12 protein-coding genes are annotated in these 16,451 nt (G+C 51.3%); 6 read left to right on the top strand and 6 right to left on the bottom strand.

Translation table 11 applies throughout. From position 1 onward, the window contains the following. Positions 1-59 precede the first annotated feature (59 nt). Both ACCI49_RS11410 and ACCI49_RS11405 read right to left on the bottom strand, forming a co-directional pair. Positions 60-368, bottom strand: coding sequence for a hypothetical protein (locus ACCI49_RS11410; protein ID WP_371839089.1), 309 nt, complete (start codon positions 366-368; stop codon positions 60-62). A 235-nt stretch (positions 369-603) separates the two neighbouring features. Next, the gene (locus tag ACCI49_RS11405; protein WP_371839088.1) at positions 604-969 is read right to left on the bottom strand and encodes a hypothetical protein; all 366 of its coding nucleotides are present in this window, start codon (positions 967-969) and stop codon (positions 604-606) included. A gap of 232 nt (positions 970-1,201) precedes the next feature. On the opposite strand from ACCI49_RS11405, the gene ACCI49_RS11400 reads away from it, so the two are divergent. Next, positions 1,202-1,735 (top strand): carboxymuconolactone decarboxylase family protein, encoded by a 534-nt coding sequence (locus ACCI49_RS11400; RefSeq protein ID WP_371839087.1) that lies wholly within the window; start codon positions 1,202-1,204, stop codon positions 1,733-1,735. A 16-nt stretch (positions 1,736-1,751) separates the two neighbouring features. Here the strand turns inward: ACCI49_RS11400 and ACCI49_RS11395 are convergent, their stop codons facing one another. Beyond that, positions 1,752-6,866 carry a DUF748 domain-containing protein gene (locus ACCI49_RS11395; RefSeq protein ID WP_371839086.1) on the bottom strand — a complete coding sequence of 1,705 codons (5,115 nt, stop codon included), beginning with the start codon at positions 6,864-6,866 and terminating at the stop codon, positions 1,752-1,754. A gap of 330 nt (positions 6,867-7,196) precedes the next feature. Between ACCI49_RS11395 and selD the strand changes: the two genes are divergently transcribed. From selD to cobB, 3 genes are all read left to right on the top strand, one after another. Further along, complete coding sequence (selD, locus tag ACCI49_RS11390; protein ID WP_371839085.1) at positions 7,197-9,482, top strand: selenide, water dikinase SelD; 2,286 nt, start codon at positions 7,197-7,199, stop codon at positions 9,480-9,482. Between the two features lie 127 nt (positions 9,483-9,609). Further along, the gene (locus ACCI49_RS11385; protein ID WP_371839084.1) at positions 9,610-10,917 is read left to right on the top strand and encodes an NAD(P)/FAD-dependent oxidoreductase; all 1,308 of its coding nucleotides are present in this window, start codon (positions 9,610-9,612) and stop codon (positions 10,915-10,917) included. A 155-nt stretch (positions 10,918-11,072) separates the two neighbouring features. Beyond that, positions 11,073-11,777: a Sir2 family NAD+-dependent deacetylase gene (gene cobB, locus ACCI49_RS11380; RefSeq protein WP_371839083.1), complete on the top strand. Its 705-nt coding sequence runs from the start codon at positions 11,073-11,075 to the stop codon at positions 11,775-11,777. Positions 11,778-11,781: 4 nt separating this feature from the next. Here cobB and ACCI49_RS11375 read toward each other — a convergent pair whose 3' ends face one another. After that, a complete protein-coding gene (locus ACCI49_RS11375; protein ID WP_371839082.1) occupies positions 11,782-12,366 on the bottom strand; it encodes a SixA phosphatase family protein in 585 nt (194 codons plus the stop codon). A gap of 186 nt (positions 12,367-12,552) precedes the next feature. Then, a complete protein-coding gene (locus ACCI49_RS11370) occupies positions 12,553-13,029 on the bottom strand; it encodes a hypothetical protein (RefSeq protein ID WP_371839081.1) in 477 nt (158 codons plus the stop codon). Positions 13,030-13,575: 546 nt separating this feature from the next. Here ACCI49_RS11370 and ACCI49_RS11365 point away from each other — a divergent pair. After that, positions 13,576-14,022: a CBS domain-containing protein gene (locus ACCI49_RS11365; protein WP_371839080.1), complete on the top strand. Its 447-nt coding sequence runs from the start codon at positions 13,576-13,578 to the stop codon at positions 14,020-14,022. Between the two features lie 23 nt (positions 14,023-14,045). Here ACCI49_RS11365 and ACCI49_RS11360 read toward each other — a convergent pair whose 3' ends face one another. Further along, on the bottom strand, positions 14,046-15,896 hold the full coding sequence (locus tag ACCI49_RS11360) for an SLC13 family permease (RefSeq protein ID WP_371839079.1): 1,851 nt from the start codon (positions 15,894-15,896) through the stop codon (positions 14,046-14,048). 249 nt (positions 15,897-16,145) lie between these two features. Here ACCI49_RS11360 and ACCI49_RS11355 point away from each other — a divergent pair. Next, positions 16,146-16,451 (top strand): transposase (locus ACCI49_RS11355; RefSeq protein WP_371839078.1); only part of this gene is annotated, 306 nt, incomplete at its 3' end.

Raw genomic sequence — 16,451 nt, 5'->3', positions numbered from 1 at the left:
ATAGCTATCTGAATAACGCCGGCCTACAGCCAGCGCTTTCAAGGCCATCGCTAATTTTTTTACGGACGGCCTAAAAATAAAATCAGTGCAGCAATAATAAGGCCAACTATTAATACCCAAACACCCCGCAGCATCAGAGAGCGCGCATATTCTGCCTCTTTGTAACGCAACGCATAGGGAATGCCGGTAATCGGGCCGAGAAATATTGTCACTACCCCCCAGATCCAGCGCTTATTCCCCAGGGCCGTGAGAGCGGCCATAAGTCCTCCAAACCAGCATAGAGTAACGCCGATCACACACACTACCAGCGCTATGATAGACCACCATTGATTGGCCAGAAAAATTTCTACGATTTGTGTTTCTGTCATGGCGACCTGCCGCTCCTTGTTACCACTTGATTATAAAGCTACTTAGCATCAGCAAACTGTTACTTTGTTCAGTAAACTCCTTGAGAGTATACGAGCAGTAACTTTGCGGCCAAGCCAGTGCCCCCTTACTAGGACGGCACTTTTAGAAGTGCTTATAGTAACCTCAATTACGCTTCAATGGTAACATCACCATCTTCATATAAACTCTAGCCATACGCTCTCCACTAACACCCATCTAAGCTTCATAGCCCTTGCAGCGTCGCTTAAACCAATTTATCCGTTTGGTATGGTTTACGGGGCAGTTCTCTTTACAATGACGTCCTAGATCTTGCAAAGTGACTGCCTGTGGATAAGTCGCAAAAATCTCATCGGATATCACATGACGATAGCCCGGTTCATTGGCGGTCACAAGGAAATGATTCTCCTTATCCCCTATCAAAATCCGCTCCCTGGCCAGGGCATAAACCTCAAACTCCCACATGCCCCAAGAACCCCATTTATTCATAATCAAACAAGTGGACATAGTCTTAAGGGGTTGATTTTGGTCCTCCGCAAATACTGCACCAGAGAATATCAGTGAAAGAAATATTATTGTTCTCATGTTTACTCCGTGAATATCTGTACCCCAAATTGATGAAAGCCAAGCCCGTCTGAGCTAAAAAGCCACCTGAAAATGGTGAGTATGAACTACGATCTAACTATGTCGTAATCACAAGTTTTCTTCAAGATTACGATATCTTAAATATAAAACAGGAAAATCCCTACCTGACCGATTAATCACTTCTTATCGTTATCAATGTTTTGATAAATCACACTTAGTCAAATCTTGCTATATGAGTAACTTTTCCTTCCTAAGACCAGAGGCCTCTCCTCAGGAAATATTCGGTCACTTGCATGACTCTGGACCATCCATCCTGAGAACTTTTGAATCTGCGATGAGGGGCCCCTCTGAACTGTCTCCTGGAGAACGGGAGTTAATTGCCGTTTTTATCTCATCTATCAATCGATGTCGATACTGTTATTTGTCCCATGCAGAAGTAGCACGCGCATACGGAGAGGCGGATGATTTAATAGAGGCGGCACTATCAGGTGTAATTAGTCAGTTTCCAAAAAAGCTGCAAGTTATTTTTAGCCTGGCAAAAAAGGTTACTCTCAATGCTCATTCAATTTCAAGAAACGATATTGAGAGTTTTGTTGTTGGCGGGTGGAAAGAGCAGACCGCTTTAGATGTTATCTTTGTCGTATCCTGTTTTTCTCTAATTAACTGCTTGGTATCCGCCGCCGGAATCGAACCACTTTCCCACCAAGGTAATGTAGAGGCTGGTCAATTTTTAGCACAGAATGGCTATTACCAGGAAAGACAGTAGAAATGGGTAACTCATATTAGTTAGAAAACTCAACCCTAGGCTGGCCGAAGTCTCGCCCATTATAATCCGGAGCACAGGGAATCAATTCTGCCGCAGGGATACCGGCATCGATCAAATACCGCTCCACTTTCCTACTGCGCTCTTGAGCGAGCTTTTCAAATTCCTCTCGCAACATAACCGGTGGCTGACGGTAGAAATCTGCAAGCAGGCGACGGCTGCCACGCAGACCCACTGTGGAGCTAGGGTACATCGCATTCCAGTCCCTGGCATTCGCTATACCACAAACGCCGGGCCGGGCATCCGGGTGCTTATGCAGTGCGGTGACCATTTGCTGTAGCTGTCCCAAGGCCACATAATCTAATTCAGAACTTCCTGGTGCAAATTCAATGGAGTCAAAGGTTTTGGCCCTAAAACGGCCCCAGGCTAACTTCGCCAACAGATAAATACCATAGGGTGTTAAATAGCTGAGAAGCGCGTCCATAATTGCTTTTTGTAGCAGCTCACTGAAAACAAATGCCAGGGAAAATTTGGGATCATGAATATTACCCGTTACTGGCATTTCAAATTTTACATTGCCCTGGCCATCTTTTAGCAACCACAGAGCCAAATTCAGGGGGATAATTCTGGATTTTACTGGAAGCTGATCATCTTTGCGCACACGACGAACTTTTATTTTCTCCAGTTTTACATCTGCAAAAGCATTTAACTGGTTTTCATACACTTGGATATTCAAAACCGCATCCATCTGTCCCTGTAGGATTTTGTAACCAAGGAGTTTGGCCATATAAGGTGTCGCTGGGATCAGATTTACGTTCTCCAGGTAGCCGGTTAAGTCGGCATTCCACCGGCGTCCGCCCAGGTAATCAATGCTTCCCCCCAGCTGAATTTCACCAAACCCGCCGGGCCTTCCACTTGCCACGATCACAGCAGGCGGATGCTCACCCAAATTACTGATATCACTGAGATTCAGATTGATATCTCGCACCGGTAAACGCGCCCGAAACTCATCCTGGTAATCCACCCAGGTAAAGGTACCGTGACGCAAGTAAATATCTCTGATGTGATAGTAAAATGGAGGGCCACTTTTACTCTTTAAGCGAATCCGATCTTGCTTTCCAAGCCCCTGCAACTTGGCAATTTCCTGCGCTAGAGGAAATTTACCTTGTTGATTTCGCACCAGGATAAATCGCGGCCTCAAGAAGTCGATAAAGTTGATATCCAGTAAATCTCTCCGCCGATTAAAACTTAGCTCTTCTATATGCAGCAGCCTAAAATCTCCTATAGTACTGTGACGATCGTATTCTATAGCACTCTGGTCTCTATTAAAAAAATGAAAGTGTACCGCTTCCCCCCAATTAAAACGCCATTCCCTTTCACTTATAGAAAACTGAGAAATGGAAATGCTTTCTCCCTCTACCAGCAACTCTCCTCGAGGAGATAGTAAGTCAATTTTTTTTGCCCTCAAAGACGAAAGCATCAAACCATGACCACCAGTAAAATCTCCACTCAGGTCAAGCTCTCCAAGCTTGAAACAATGATTACCTTTATCGAAATAACCACTGGGTATACAGCTGGCGATATTCAGCAAGTGTAATTTCTTTACCTCTACAAAGCCCGCTCCAAAATGCATCTCCTGTAAATTCAAGCTTGCAGTCTTTAATAGCGGGATCGGCAAGGATTGTGGAAATCCAGCTTCATGCATTTGTATATTCACGATGCTTAGATTATTAATTTGTACTACTCGCCCATGTGGCGCCTCAAAGCTGGTCACTTTATCCAGGCTGAGTTGACCTAGTTGGTAGCAAGGCGATATACCTTGATCTTTTAGCAATCCAGCTGGCAGGCAGCCGCTGACTTCACCCACTTGCATCAGCGAGTTGCCCTTCAGGGATATATTATTCAGCTGGAAACTGGGAATTCTAATAGGAGCAACATTTTTCCGGACTATTGACAGCCCTGTTAATTCCACAGAGCCTTCAAGGGCAAATGGCTTAGCCAGAGAGATTTTCTGTGCTCCAGGCATAAATAACTGGTCAAGCCCATAACAACGCCGTGTATCCCCAGGCTTTGCTCTCTCAAGTAGCCGTACAGTGACATTTTTGCCTGAGTTCGGCAAGCAGACCCGTGTGTTTTCCACTCGTAAATTCTTAACAGAAAATTCGTCGTCCCCATTCCAGTTCAGGCGCTGCCAGCTCATTTGCTGTAACCCTGCCTGTAAGTAGTCATTACCTTTCTGCCAGAAAGCGATAGGCATAGTTTGTACCGGACCCAAACTCAGACGAGGCGTCCTTCCATTCAAACCAATTCGAATGGGTTTTCCTCTGAAATCTACCTGAGGAGTTTCAATACAATCTGCCAGCAGTATCCGGCCCTCCTCTGGTGGTAACAGGCGGTTCAAACCGCAGACAAGAATATTGTCGATAGACAAGTGGTAAAGATCGAGCGTACTAGCGGAAAAGGAGATTCGCTCAATAGAGAGATTTGCAAACTGCCATAATGGCTCCGGGGACACAGAAGTTGTAAACTCCGTTTCCCCAATAGATAAGCCACTCGCGCCGACAGAGTGTAAATCCCGACTATAGATACAGCGTGGCAATTTTTGGAACGGATCACCTCCCTGGGGCAAGCAGGCGTAGAATGTCTCCGCTGATAAGTCTTGCATTTTTACCGAGGATGCGTCGACATCTCTTTGAGACCAGCGGAACTCCAGTACTGGTATAGAAAGTCCCTGTATATCCACCAATGGAGAATCACCTGCCCCAAGTAACTGCACCTTGTCAGCAGCAGAGTCGTCCAGGTTGGCCGACATGTGCTCACGGCTCGCTTCCAGATTAAAATACCCTCCGAGCTGTAAATTTTGCAGATCTACACACTGAAGTTTTATACGAGACATCTGCTCAGTATTTGGCAAACAGGCATGCAGGCGGTTGAGTGTGCTATTGGGCAAAGCAATATAGGTACGGAATTCGGTAGCGTGTACATGTCGTATTCTTGCGAGAGGTATATTCAGGCTGTTCAGCTCCAATAGTGATCTTTCCTGTGCGGTTTTTGCCGAAGCACGGCCAATGGAAAGCTCTGCGGTGGCGAAATCCAACCCTCCCTGCCAAGCAATTACAAGCGGACGCTCCTGCTGCAGGTTGGACAGGTCAAAGCAAGCTGGCATTTCCTGTGGCGTTGAGGACGATTGATAAATCAATCTCGCCCAACTTTGCGGCAGGCAGCCATCCAGGCGCATCAGGGTGCTGCTCTGCAACTTGAAATTAGGGGCATTAATTGTGGCTACCATGCCCTGTTGCCCCTCCGCAGAGTCACGGTCCTCCAGGCGCCCCTTCTCTTTGCCGTAATCTTCCTGCCCCCTTTCCTTATGCGCTGACAGGACGCTACTAGCCCAGGGATCTTCAACCGGTTTTCGTCGGAAATAGCCCTCCCCCATTTTTAATTTTTGCAACAAGAGCTTCTTGTTGTCCCGACTTGATTCTCCCAGCATCAGTCGCTGTACCCCCAGTTTGCCGAAAATGGCATAACCATTATCGCCTCGCTGCCAGGCAAAATTGCCGCGCCCTTCAAGGTTATTCAGCTGCGCACATAGTGGCTGCCATCCAGCGGGCAGCAACCCACGAGACAGGCAACCGGAAAGCGACTGCAGGAAGACGTCCTGGATGGAAAGTGGTGTACCGGAGCCTAGGGTATTAACATTGGCCCACTTCAATTTTCGTAATTGCAACGCTTCCTCCCCAAGCCCCGCAAGCCGCATCTGCTCAAGGTTCAATGACCCAGTAGCAATGCCCCAGGGAATATTCAGCCTTGAAGAACCAAAGCGCAGGGAGACTTCTTCTTTACCACGCAAACCTGTCAGACGCACGCAGTGATCCGGCTTCTGCCACATATCACCGGGAACACAGCCATTGGCGGTCCCAACCGCCAGACTGCCCACCGACAGAATCCGTGTCGTGATATCAAATTCAAGGGGACCGAGCGTCGCCTGTTGCGCTGTCAAAGGCTGTCGATGTGGTTGTGCCACATCCAAATAACGCAACTGATGTGCGCGGCTCGACCCGGTAGTGATCTTGAGGCGCTGGCTCCAGTCGAAAGTGGTGGGGCCGGGAAGTTTCAGGGTGGTGGCACGAACACAAAAGTGGTGATTGGCATCACGCAGATGTCTGGGACACCAGTCGAATACCGTAGCACCTGCGCGATGCCACTGTATTCGCTTGATCGGGCGGATAAAATCAAAGTCGCGAATTGCGATGGTTTCCGCACGCCAATCCTGCCAACGTTGATCGCTACGTCGCAATAATACTCCTTCACCACTAGCACTGTGCCACTGCGCCAGTCCGGCATGGCCAAAGCCAAACTTCAGATCTCCCTTAGCATGGAGACGACGCGCAGCCGCACAATGCCCGATAAGAATCTGCAATCCGTGAATGGCATCGGCCCACCGCTGAGGCGGACAACTGGAAAAAAATTCCGCCTGAAATGACTCTGCCCCGGTACGCAGGCTGGGCCAGTGAAAATCTCCTGCATTCAAGTGGAAACGCGCGAGAGTCGTATTGTATTTCTCTGAGTTTTTTCCCCCCGCCAACAATTCCTGCAATTGAATTTCTGCGGCGGCAATATTCACCTTGAGGGGTACATCACCCTTGCGCCATAACCCCAGAAGAAAATTCTGTGCCTGTACGTCGCCAACATAGGCACAGGTTGCGGTCTGCCAGATAGGGCGGTGGCGATAACAGAGTTCGCTATCTCGTATCCGCGCCCAATCAATCCCCAGGTGGAAATCGCGATCCTTACGCTCGCCCTGCCCAAGATCCCAGCCACCGACTTCCCAATCTCTGTGCCTCTCGCCAGGGGTGGATTGCAAATCCATATAGGCGCCGCTTACCATCGCGCGCGGTATTTGTGCACGCCTGCGTAGCAGTTGCCACCAACTGTAATCGAGCATCACTTCGCGTGCGGAAAAGCCCCGTCCTTCACGATTAAATGCGCGCGCACCCACGATAACCACACGCAAGTCCAGCAGAGACACCCGAAAGTAGTCGGCATGAAAATCCAACCCCCGCTCTGCCAGCCACTGATCAGTTTTGTCACGTACAAAGCCCGAGGCAACGAGAGAAAAAGCCTCCAATAGCAAAAACCCGCCGATTAGCCACCACAGAAAATGGCTAAATTGGGCTCTATGACGGGCAGGCTCTGGTGGCATTGTGAATAATGGCGCCGCAAAATAAATAATGCGCAAGCTGCAACGACAGCCAAGCCCATAAAGTAAAGACCAGTCCCTATATATTTTTTTACCCTGGCGCCACAATTCGCAATAATGGCGCTTGGCGTCGTGCTATAGGACTCACCCCAATCCACGCTGTCTACTATTTATCCAGAGGTGAATTTGCGCGGCGGAAGATTTTGGCTAACGAAGATTAATATTGTCACAGCGACCATTCCATCAAGTGATCAGTGAGAGAACATGCAGGAGCACCCTAATTACCAGGATATTGTTCTGATCGGCGGCGGCCACGCCCACGCTATTGTGCTACAAATGTGGGCCATGAATCCCCTGCCTGGCGCGCGCCTGACCCTGGTTTCCCCGCAAGTGCAAACGGCCTATTCGGGTATGCTGCCGGGCATGGTAGCGGGCCACTATTCGCTGGAAGACACCCATATCGATTTAACTCGCCTATGTCGCGCAGCTGGAGCGCGCTTTATACAGGCCTGCGCCCATCATATCGACCCCGATACGCGCAAGGTTTCACTACTGGGGCGCCCTCCGCTGGAGTACGATCTGCTGTCACTGGATGTCGGCGCAACCCCAGCGCGGGAGTTGCCAGGATCCGAATTAGCTGTTCCAGTCAAACCTATCGGCCACTTTTACCGTTTCTGGCAGAAACTGCAGAAACATGTGCAACAAACCCGCGCTCCGCTCAAACTAGGTATCGTCGGCGGTGGTGCCGGAGGTTGTGAACTGGCCATGGCTATGGCCCATGCGTTGGAAGAGCAAATTTATTCCGGGCGTGTGCAGGTACATTTAATTCACGCCGCCGACCAGATACCCCAGGGTTATCCGCTGCTCGCCCGCAAGCTGGTAGAGCGCGAACTGGACAGGCTCGGTGTGCAGCTACACCGCAACTGGCCTGTTGCAGAAATCACTGAGCAGGGCGTACATAACAAACACGGCAACTTGCTGGAGCTCGATCAGGTACTCCTCACTACGAATGCCTGCGCACCACCCTGGCTGGCAGATTCACGCCTGGCACTGGATGAAAAGGGTTTTGTGCTAGTAGACCGGAAGCTGCGCGCTCAAGGTCGGCAGGAGATCTTCGCTACAGGCGATGTCGCCAGTTTTTCCACAGAGTCACTGCCGAAAGCCGGTGTATACGCCGTGCGCCAGGGACCAATCCTTTTCCACAACCTGCGCGCATCCCTTAGCGGACACCCCCTGAGAAGTTACCATCCACAAAAGAGCTTTCTCAGCCTGCTCTCTTGCGGTAGCAAGCGGGCCATCGCAGTACGCAATGGCACTGCTTTGGTGGGAAATCTGTTTTGGCGCTGGAAGGATCATATCGATCGCACCTTTATGCAGCGCTTCAGTGACTTGCCGATAACCATGGGGGAAATGTCCAAAGCTCAGCCCCGTGATATATTGACTCAGCGCGACGGTATCTCACTATCAGGTATGCGTTGCAATGGCTGTGGTGCGAAGGTAGGTGCAGAGGTATTACGCCGCGCCCTGCATAAGCTGCCTGAACAAAAATCAGAGTATCTGCTGCGCGGAGTGGGCGACGATGCCGCTGTGATAAACCTGCCCGCGCCCCAGTTACTGGTACAGAGTTCGGACCAACTACGCTCTCCAGTGGCCGATCCATGGCTGTTCGGACGAATCGCCGCCCTGCACGCACTCTCTGACTTGTTTGCCATGCACGCCCGCCCGGTGAGTGCACAAATATTGGCAACCCTGCCCACCGCAGCAGCGGAGCTCACCCAACGCGATTTGGAGCAACTGCTGGCTGGAGCCATTCACGAACTCAACCGCCACAGCTGTGCACTATCCGGGGGACACACCTCCGAGGGTTCGGAAATGCAGCTGGGGCTCACCGTGAATGGCCTAGCCGAGCACGAGCAACTGTTGGAAAAAAGTGGCGCCCGCGTGGGTGACTGCTTAATCCTGAGCAAGCCCCTCGGTGTAGGGACCATACTCGCGGCTGAGGGCATGGGTGAGGCCGAGGGCCGCTGGCTACAGAAGGCCTTGGATAGCATGCTGCTCAGCAACGCCAATGCGGCAGATGTATTCGCACTACATGGCGCCCACGCCCTCACAGATATCACAGGTTTTGGTCTGCTCGGGCACCTCCTGGAAATGCTTGATGCCGACAGACTTGGTGCCACCCTGATCGCCGAGCAGTTGCCGTTAATCCCGGGAGCCGTCAAATGCATCGAGCGAGGCTGGCTTTCCAGCCTGCACCCTCAGAACGCCAACGCTTACGCCTCAGTGGAAAACCCTCGAGAGTGGCAGTCCCTACCACAATGGGCACTGCTCACGGATCCACAGACCAGTGGAGGACTACTCGCCGCAGTGCCTGAGGAACGCGCAGAGGCCTGTGTGCGTGCATTATTGCAAAGCGGTTATAGTCAAGCCGCGATTATTGGCACTATTACCCAAACAGATACATCAAAATCCTGTGTTCAACTATGCCGGGAGGGGGACTGGCGTCAACTGATAAGTCGCGACAGTGAGATGGCACAGAGCCAGATTTAAATTGCCATCACCATCAATGCGGGGGATACTGACGTCAAAATAAATGTCGGTACTCAAGAATTCCGGCAACTAGGTCTTCACAGAGTGGGGAGTCGGCTTTTAGCAATCGACAGGAAGACCACTCACCATGAAAAAAATTGTGATTGTCGGCGGTGGCGCCAGCGGCTTGCAATTGGCAACGCGTCTCGGGCACTATTTCAGCTTCACCCGCGGACTGCGGCAACGACGTCAATCTCCCTCAGTTCAAGTCACTCTGGTCGATAAAAATCGCACCAGTATTTGGAAACCGCTTCTCCACCAAGTCGCGGCGGGAGCACTCGACGCCAACATGGATGCGCTCAACTACCAGGTTCACGCGCGTGCCAACGGCTACGAATTCCAGTTGGGCCCACTGCAATCCATCGACCGCAAACGCCGCATACTGCAACTCGGCGCCGTATTGGATGATAATGACAACGAGTTAGTGCCATCGCGCGAATTGGAGTACGACTACTTGGTGCTCGCTATAGGCAGCCAGAGTAACGACTTCCGCACCCCCGGAATACGTGAACACTGTGTCTTCCTTGATAGCAGTGAACAGGCACAAAAGTTCCACCAGCAATTACTCAACCACTTCTTGCGCCTTGAAACCCAAGTTGAAAAAAAGATGCAGGTTGCCATTGTTGGTGGCGGTGCCACAGGCGTGGAGCTTTCCGCAGAGTTAGTCGGTGCCGGTCAATTTATGGGGAATTATGGCCGTATTCGATCTGACGCTATCGAAATTACAGTGATTGAAGCAGGCCCACACCTGTTACCGGCACTGCCAGCACGGCTCGGTAATAACGCCGAACGTGAACTGCGCAAAATGGGAGTGCGGGTGCTTACCGATTGCCCTATTGCCAGCGCTACTGCCACGGGACTCACAACCGGTAGCGGCGAAGAAATTCCCGCCAATATTCGCGTATGGGCTGCCGGGGTAAAGGCCCCGGATTTTCTCTCTACGCTGGATGGACTCACCACCAATCACCTAAACCAGATAGAAGTAACAACCACTCTGCAAACTCAGAGCGACCCCCATATTTTTGCTTTAGGAGACTGCGCCAGTTGTATCGACAGCCAAGAGCAACGAGTGCCGCCACGCGCCCAGGCGGCGCAACAAATGGCCACTCTTTCAGCGAATAACTTGATTGCTCTGATAGAAGACAAGTCTCTGTATCACTTCCATTACCGTGACCGCGGCTCTTTGGTGTCCCTGAGTAAATACACTGCGGTAGGCAGCCTGATGGGCACCCTGGTAAAGGGCAGTCTCACCATTGAGGGACGTATTGCCGGCATTGCATACCGCTCCCTCTACTTCATGCATATGGTGGCTGTCCACGGCTGGCCCAAGGCAATGCTGCTATATCTGGTCGGCAGGGCCAATCGCGCCATAAGTCCCCGGCTTAAACTGCACTGATTGAGAGATGCCAGGACGATCTGCAAGAGCGGCACAGGGAGGTGCCCTCCAGAGTATAAAATGGCATTTTACCTATAGGTGATTGCCCCTAAAATTCTCAACTCATTCAGGGAGCTTTTAATTAAGGGCCCACTGGCGAGTCAAGCTGGGTAACTATGCAATATAAAAGTATCGTGGTACTGACCGGTGCCGGAATCTCGGCAGAGTCCGGTATTCGCACCTTTCGCGGTGCCGATGGCCTATGGGAAAACCACCGCATTGAGGAGGTGGCCACACCCGAAGCTTTTGTGCACAACCCACAATTGGTACAGCGTTTTTACAACGAACGGCGCAGGCAGTTACTTTCGGGAGACATCATTCCCAACGCGGCCCACAGAGCGCTAGCAACACTGGAGCGGGAATTCTCCGGAGACTTTTTGCTGGTGACGCAAAATATTGATGATCTGCATGAACGCGCCGGCAGCCACAAGCTGATTCATATGCATGGTGAACTATTGAAAGCGCGCTGTAGTGCCAGTGGCCAGCTGTTTTCTATCGATTCTAACTTGGAGGTAAACGACCGTTGCCACTGCTGTAATCTGGCCGGCACCTTGCGCCCTCATGTGGTCTGGTTTGGAGAAATGCCCCTGCAAATGGACACCATCTACGAAGCCCTGAGCCAGTGCGCCATGTTTATCAGCATCGGCACCTCCGGTAATGTCTATCCAGCGGCGGGATTTGTGGAATGCGCCAACCAAGCCGGCGCCCATAGTGTGGAACTGAACCTGGAGCCTAGCAGTGTCGGCGACGCCTTTGCCGAACACCGCTTTGGACCCGCTTCAGAAGTCGTCAGCGGTTATGTGCAGGAACTGTTAGGGTGAATAATCAGTTTTTATGAATAGCTTTTCCCCGACCAGAATCCCCAGCTTTTTTTACCCTGCTGTCGGCGCCATAACGCTGCAATAAAGTGGTCACTTCGCCACGATCGCGAATCAAAATATACAGGCGGTCGTATTCATCCGATTCCCTGATCGGCTTACCCTGATCACCGCCGAGCAGCGCTACCAACTTTGGCGTGGTATTGCTGTGCCCGACTACCAGTACGCGCTGACTTGCTTCATGAAGCTGCTGCGCAAACTCCTTGAGCTTGTGCGGATTATAAGTTTGTACCGGTAAATTCAGTTGCTCGGCCAGAGGTGTCGCGGTTTCTTTGGTGCGCGCATAATCAGTGCTATACACAGCCTCAATGCCAACTTGGCCGAGTACATGGGCCAGCTGCTTGGCACGCAGCTGCCCCTCCTGGCTCAGCTGCGGGTCCAAACCACCCCCTGCACCACCCTGCTTTTCCGCGTGACGTACTAAGTAAATCACCTGACTTTCAGAGGCTGTGGTTTCACTATCAGCCCAGGCGCTGATCCCAAGCAATGCAATTAGGAAACCGGCTATACGGGCGCTACTATGGGAAAACACGGATAGATACTCCCTGTCAAATAATCGACATCGCGCTATGAGAAGATGGTAGAGCAAGTAAACCTGACCTGTATGCGATACAACACAGGAATATGCGCTCAGTAAATAATAAAACTAAATAGAGGGAGAAGCGGGAAAATATCTGGTGCCGGAATAACCGGCACCGAACTGGCGATCAAAAGGAGTTTAAATTTTCCACTCTTTTACAGTATCCAGTCCATACTCATCAATCCACTGGCTCAGCGCTTTAGGGTTGCGTTTTTTCTTTTCTACTGTGGCGCCAGTGTAAGGGTTGCGGTAGTGGCCGGTTTCCAGCTTGGGTTCCGCAGATTTACTCACGGTAGCAGCGCGACGACCACGACGGGGAGAATCCCCTTCCCTCTTCAGATGACGGGCAACGCGAGACTTAAGAGTCTGGACGTAGTCTGGAGCGTCTTCGTCATTCAGCTGGGAAATCAGCCACTCGACAACCTGCTGACCACGAGCGACGAAGAACTCCTCTTCTTCCATCTGATATTCGGCGGCCAGATTAACCAGCGCCTTATCGAAAGCGATTACGCCATCCTTTTTGCGTTCTGCCTGGGCCATTTGCTCCTGCAGCTCTTCGATTCTCGCCTGGTGCTCGGCGATTTGTTGTTCAAGTTGTTCGTATTCCTGAAACATTCAATAAACCTCAACGACGTTATTAAAAATACAGAGGTAACACTGTGGCGGTAACCGACACAGGGTCGTATCCCGGGTATTCAAAATATAAAAATTTGTAGTCGACAGCATTAGCCGATTGGGGGCGGCTAAGTACTGTTATATTCGGCATATTACGACTTGGCCGAAATCAAAAGTAGATACCGCTACGCAGGTAGACTCCAACGCAAGATATATTCGGCAAATACATTATTAAAAACCAACCGAGTACAGCCAAATCCGGTAACATCTCCGAATGACTGATTACATTTCTCGGATAAGGTCGCGAATAATAAGCTTTCGCCGGCAAATATCAACTGTTTACACCCTGTCAATTGAATATAATATGAATCTTCGTCTATATCGCTACTAAAAAGTAACAAAGGCGGGGATATTACCCTCAACAAAGGGATATTCATCTGCGTGCGTATTGGCTATATTGTACCTGCAGTCACCAATTGCAAATTACCATATTGGTCATTGCTATGGAGTTCATTGCCAAAAACCATTGGATACTTATTGCCAGCTATGTCCAATCCCCACAATATCCATCATATGCCCACCCTGGCGGCACTGATGACGCCCTTTCCCTACCATATCGATATCGATGCCACCGTTGAGGAAGCCCTGGCGGTAATGGAGGAACACTCTGTACGCCATCTTCCGGTGACACGCGGGGGTGAACTGGAAACGGTTATCTCCCGGGGGGATATCGAACGTGCCAACGCCCCGGGGCATCGACTGGAGGAGCAGCAGCTCTATGTACACGACCTGTGCGCACGCCGCCCCTTTATCGCAGATATCCACGACCCTCTGGACAAGATCCTGCTAGCCATGGCCGACACAGGTATTGGCTCTGTCCTAGTGATGCGCGAGGGGGAACTGGTAGGCATAGTCACTGTGACCGACATATTGCGCTTCTGCAGTAACTTTATGGCGGAACTGGCCCAGCCGGTAGACGATTCCATCGCCTGATGCATCCGCAAAAGACACCTCTTTTAGAGGGGCCAGACCCATAACAGCACGGGGATACTCACCATGATTACCAGTATCTCCAGGGGCAATCCCATACGCCAGTAATCACCAAAATCGAACCCGCCAGGCCCAAGAATCAAGGTATTGTTCTGGTGCCCAACCGGTGTCAGAAAGGCACAGGATGCACCGATTGCCACCGCCATCAAGAAACTGTCCGGGTTTACCGCCAATTGCTCGGCGGTGCTAAAAGCAATGGAGCACATCACTGCTGCGGTGGCTACATTGTTCATAAAATCTGACAATGTCATAGTAATAATCAGGATCAACGCCAACGCCACAAGCGCACTTCCCTGAGCCAGGTTATCCAATAGTACCTGCGCCACCAAATCCGCGGCGCCAGTGGTCTCTATTACATCTGCCACAGCGATCAGTGTGCCCAGCAACACTATCACCGAACCATCCAGGGCCTCGTAGATATTGCGGAGTGGCACCACTTTCAATGCCATAAAAGCCAATACACAGGCCGCAAATGAGATAGCCGCGGGAATCAACCCAAACGCAGCACCGCACACAGCCAAAGCCATGCCAATCAATGCGATCGCCGACTTTTCCTTATTGGGCATACTGATATGCCGCTGGGCCAAAGGAACACAGCCCTGATCACGGGCAAAACTGTTCAAGTTGTCATCAGCTCCCATCATCAATAGGGCATCCCCAGCTAACAGTGGGGTCGAGCGCAGCCTGCGCACGGACCGCCGCCCGCGACGAGACAGCGCAAGCAGGTGAATCTGATAGCGGGCCGACAAATGTGAAAACCGGATAGAGCGCCCAACCAGAATGGAATTGGGCATCACAACCAACTCTCGCAGTTGCACTTCCTCGCGATCAGGAGGGTTCCTCTCTTTGTCCGCTCCTTTCTCCTTACTCTTTGCTGTTGCAGGGTTATCCAGGTTATCTCGCTTGCCTTTCTTCTTCCTCTCTCCTTCAGGCTCTCCCACCATCTTCAAACCGAGGCTGGACAGGCTGGCAGCAAGGGATTCCGGTTCGGCCTCGATAACCAGGATGTCGCCAATATGTGCCCGATGCCAGGGCGTGGCTGGAGATACGCGGGCATCGTTATGCACAATCCCCACAACCTGAGCATCCTCAGTACTGAGTAATTTACCAATCTCACGCAAGCTTTTGCCGGCAGCAGCACTCTTCTCTCCCACAACCGCTTCTGTCAGATATGTGCCTGTATCGAAACTGGCAGCACCCGTCTGGCCGCGTCCGGGTACCAGGCGCCAACCAATCAAGCCGATAAACAGCAGCCCCACCAGGGTCACTGCCAGCCCAACAGGAGTAAAGTCAAACATGCCATAACTACCAGCGCCGGCACTGGCACGAAAACCGGATACCACCAGATTTGGTGGTGTGCCAATCAGGGTGGTCATACCACCGAGAATGGTAGCGAAAGAGAGTGGCATCAAAATCTTACCGGGTGGCAGGTTTTGCTTTTCTGCCATATCAGCAGCCACCGGCATCAATAGTGCCAATGCACCCACATTGTTCATAAAACCCGATAGAAATGCGCCAAGGCCAGTAAGTAATAGCATGGCCAAGGTGATATTGCCGCTACGCGGCACTACACGCTGAGCCAAGGCATCCATCGCGCCGGTATTCTGCAGGCCGCGACTCAGGATCAACACACAGGCAACAGTGACTACCGCCGGATGACCAAAACCGCTAAAGGCATTCTCGGGAGGAATCAGTCCGGTAAATACACAGGTAAGCAAGGATGCCAATGCCACCATATCGTGTCGCCAGGGACCCCATATAAACAGCGCAATGGTCACCGCGAGGATGACTAGGATCAGCAACTGGTCGAGAGTCATGAATAGAGGTGTCCTGTGCGCGACATTCGCAAAGTATCTTCTGTAATGACCTTATTCAGAGTACACAAGGAAAAAGGTAGGGCAAGCGCGTATGGGATATCTTTGAAGCGTATATCGAGAGGAGAACAACTTGGCTTCCGCCCCGGTAGAAACAGCCGCCGGCCAATATTAGAAGTACTTCGCTATAAATAGTGGTAGTGTTCAGAATTCTGTGTCATTTCTTTACCATTAACAAAAAAGAGATGACCCATGACCAAACCAACTTTCGACATGGAAGCCGCTGTCAAGGCACTACGTGAAGGCAAGGACCTTAGTGGCAAAGACGGCATCCTGACTCCTCTAATCAAACAACTCACCGAAGCTGCCATGAAGGCGGAGCTGGAGGAGCACCTCGCCAGCGAGGACAGCCCCAACCGCAAGAATGGCACCACGTCGAAAACCATGAAAAGTCCCGCTGGCAGTTTCGAGCTGCAGACGCCGCGGGACCGCGCCGGCACCTTCGAGCCACAAGTCGTCAAGAAGCATCAGACCCAGCTTACCGACGAACTGGAGCGC

The organism is Microbulbifer epialgicus, from assembly GCF_041447265.1.
GTDB lineage: Bacteria > Pseudomonadota > Gammaproteobacteria > Pseudomonadales > Cellvibrionaceae > Microbulbifer > Microbulbifer epialgicus.
This window is presented reverse-complemented; position numbering and strand designations above follow the sequence as displayed.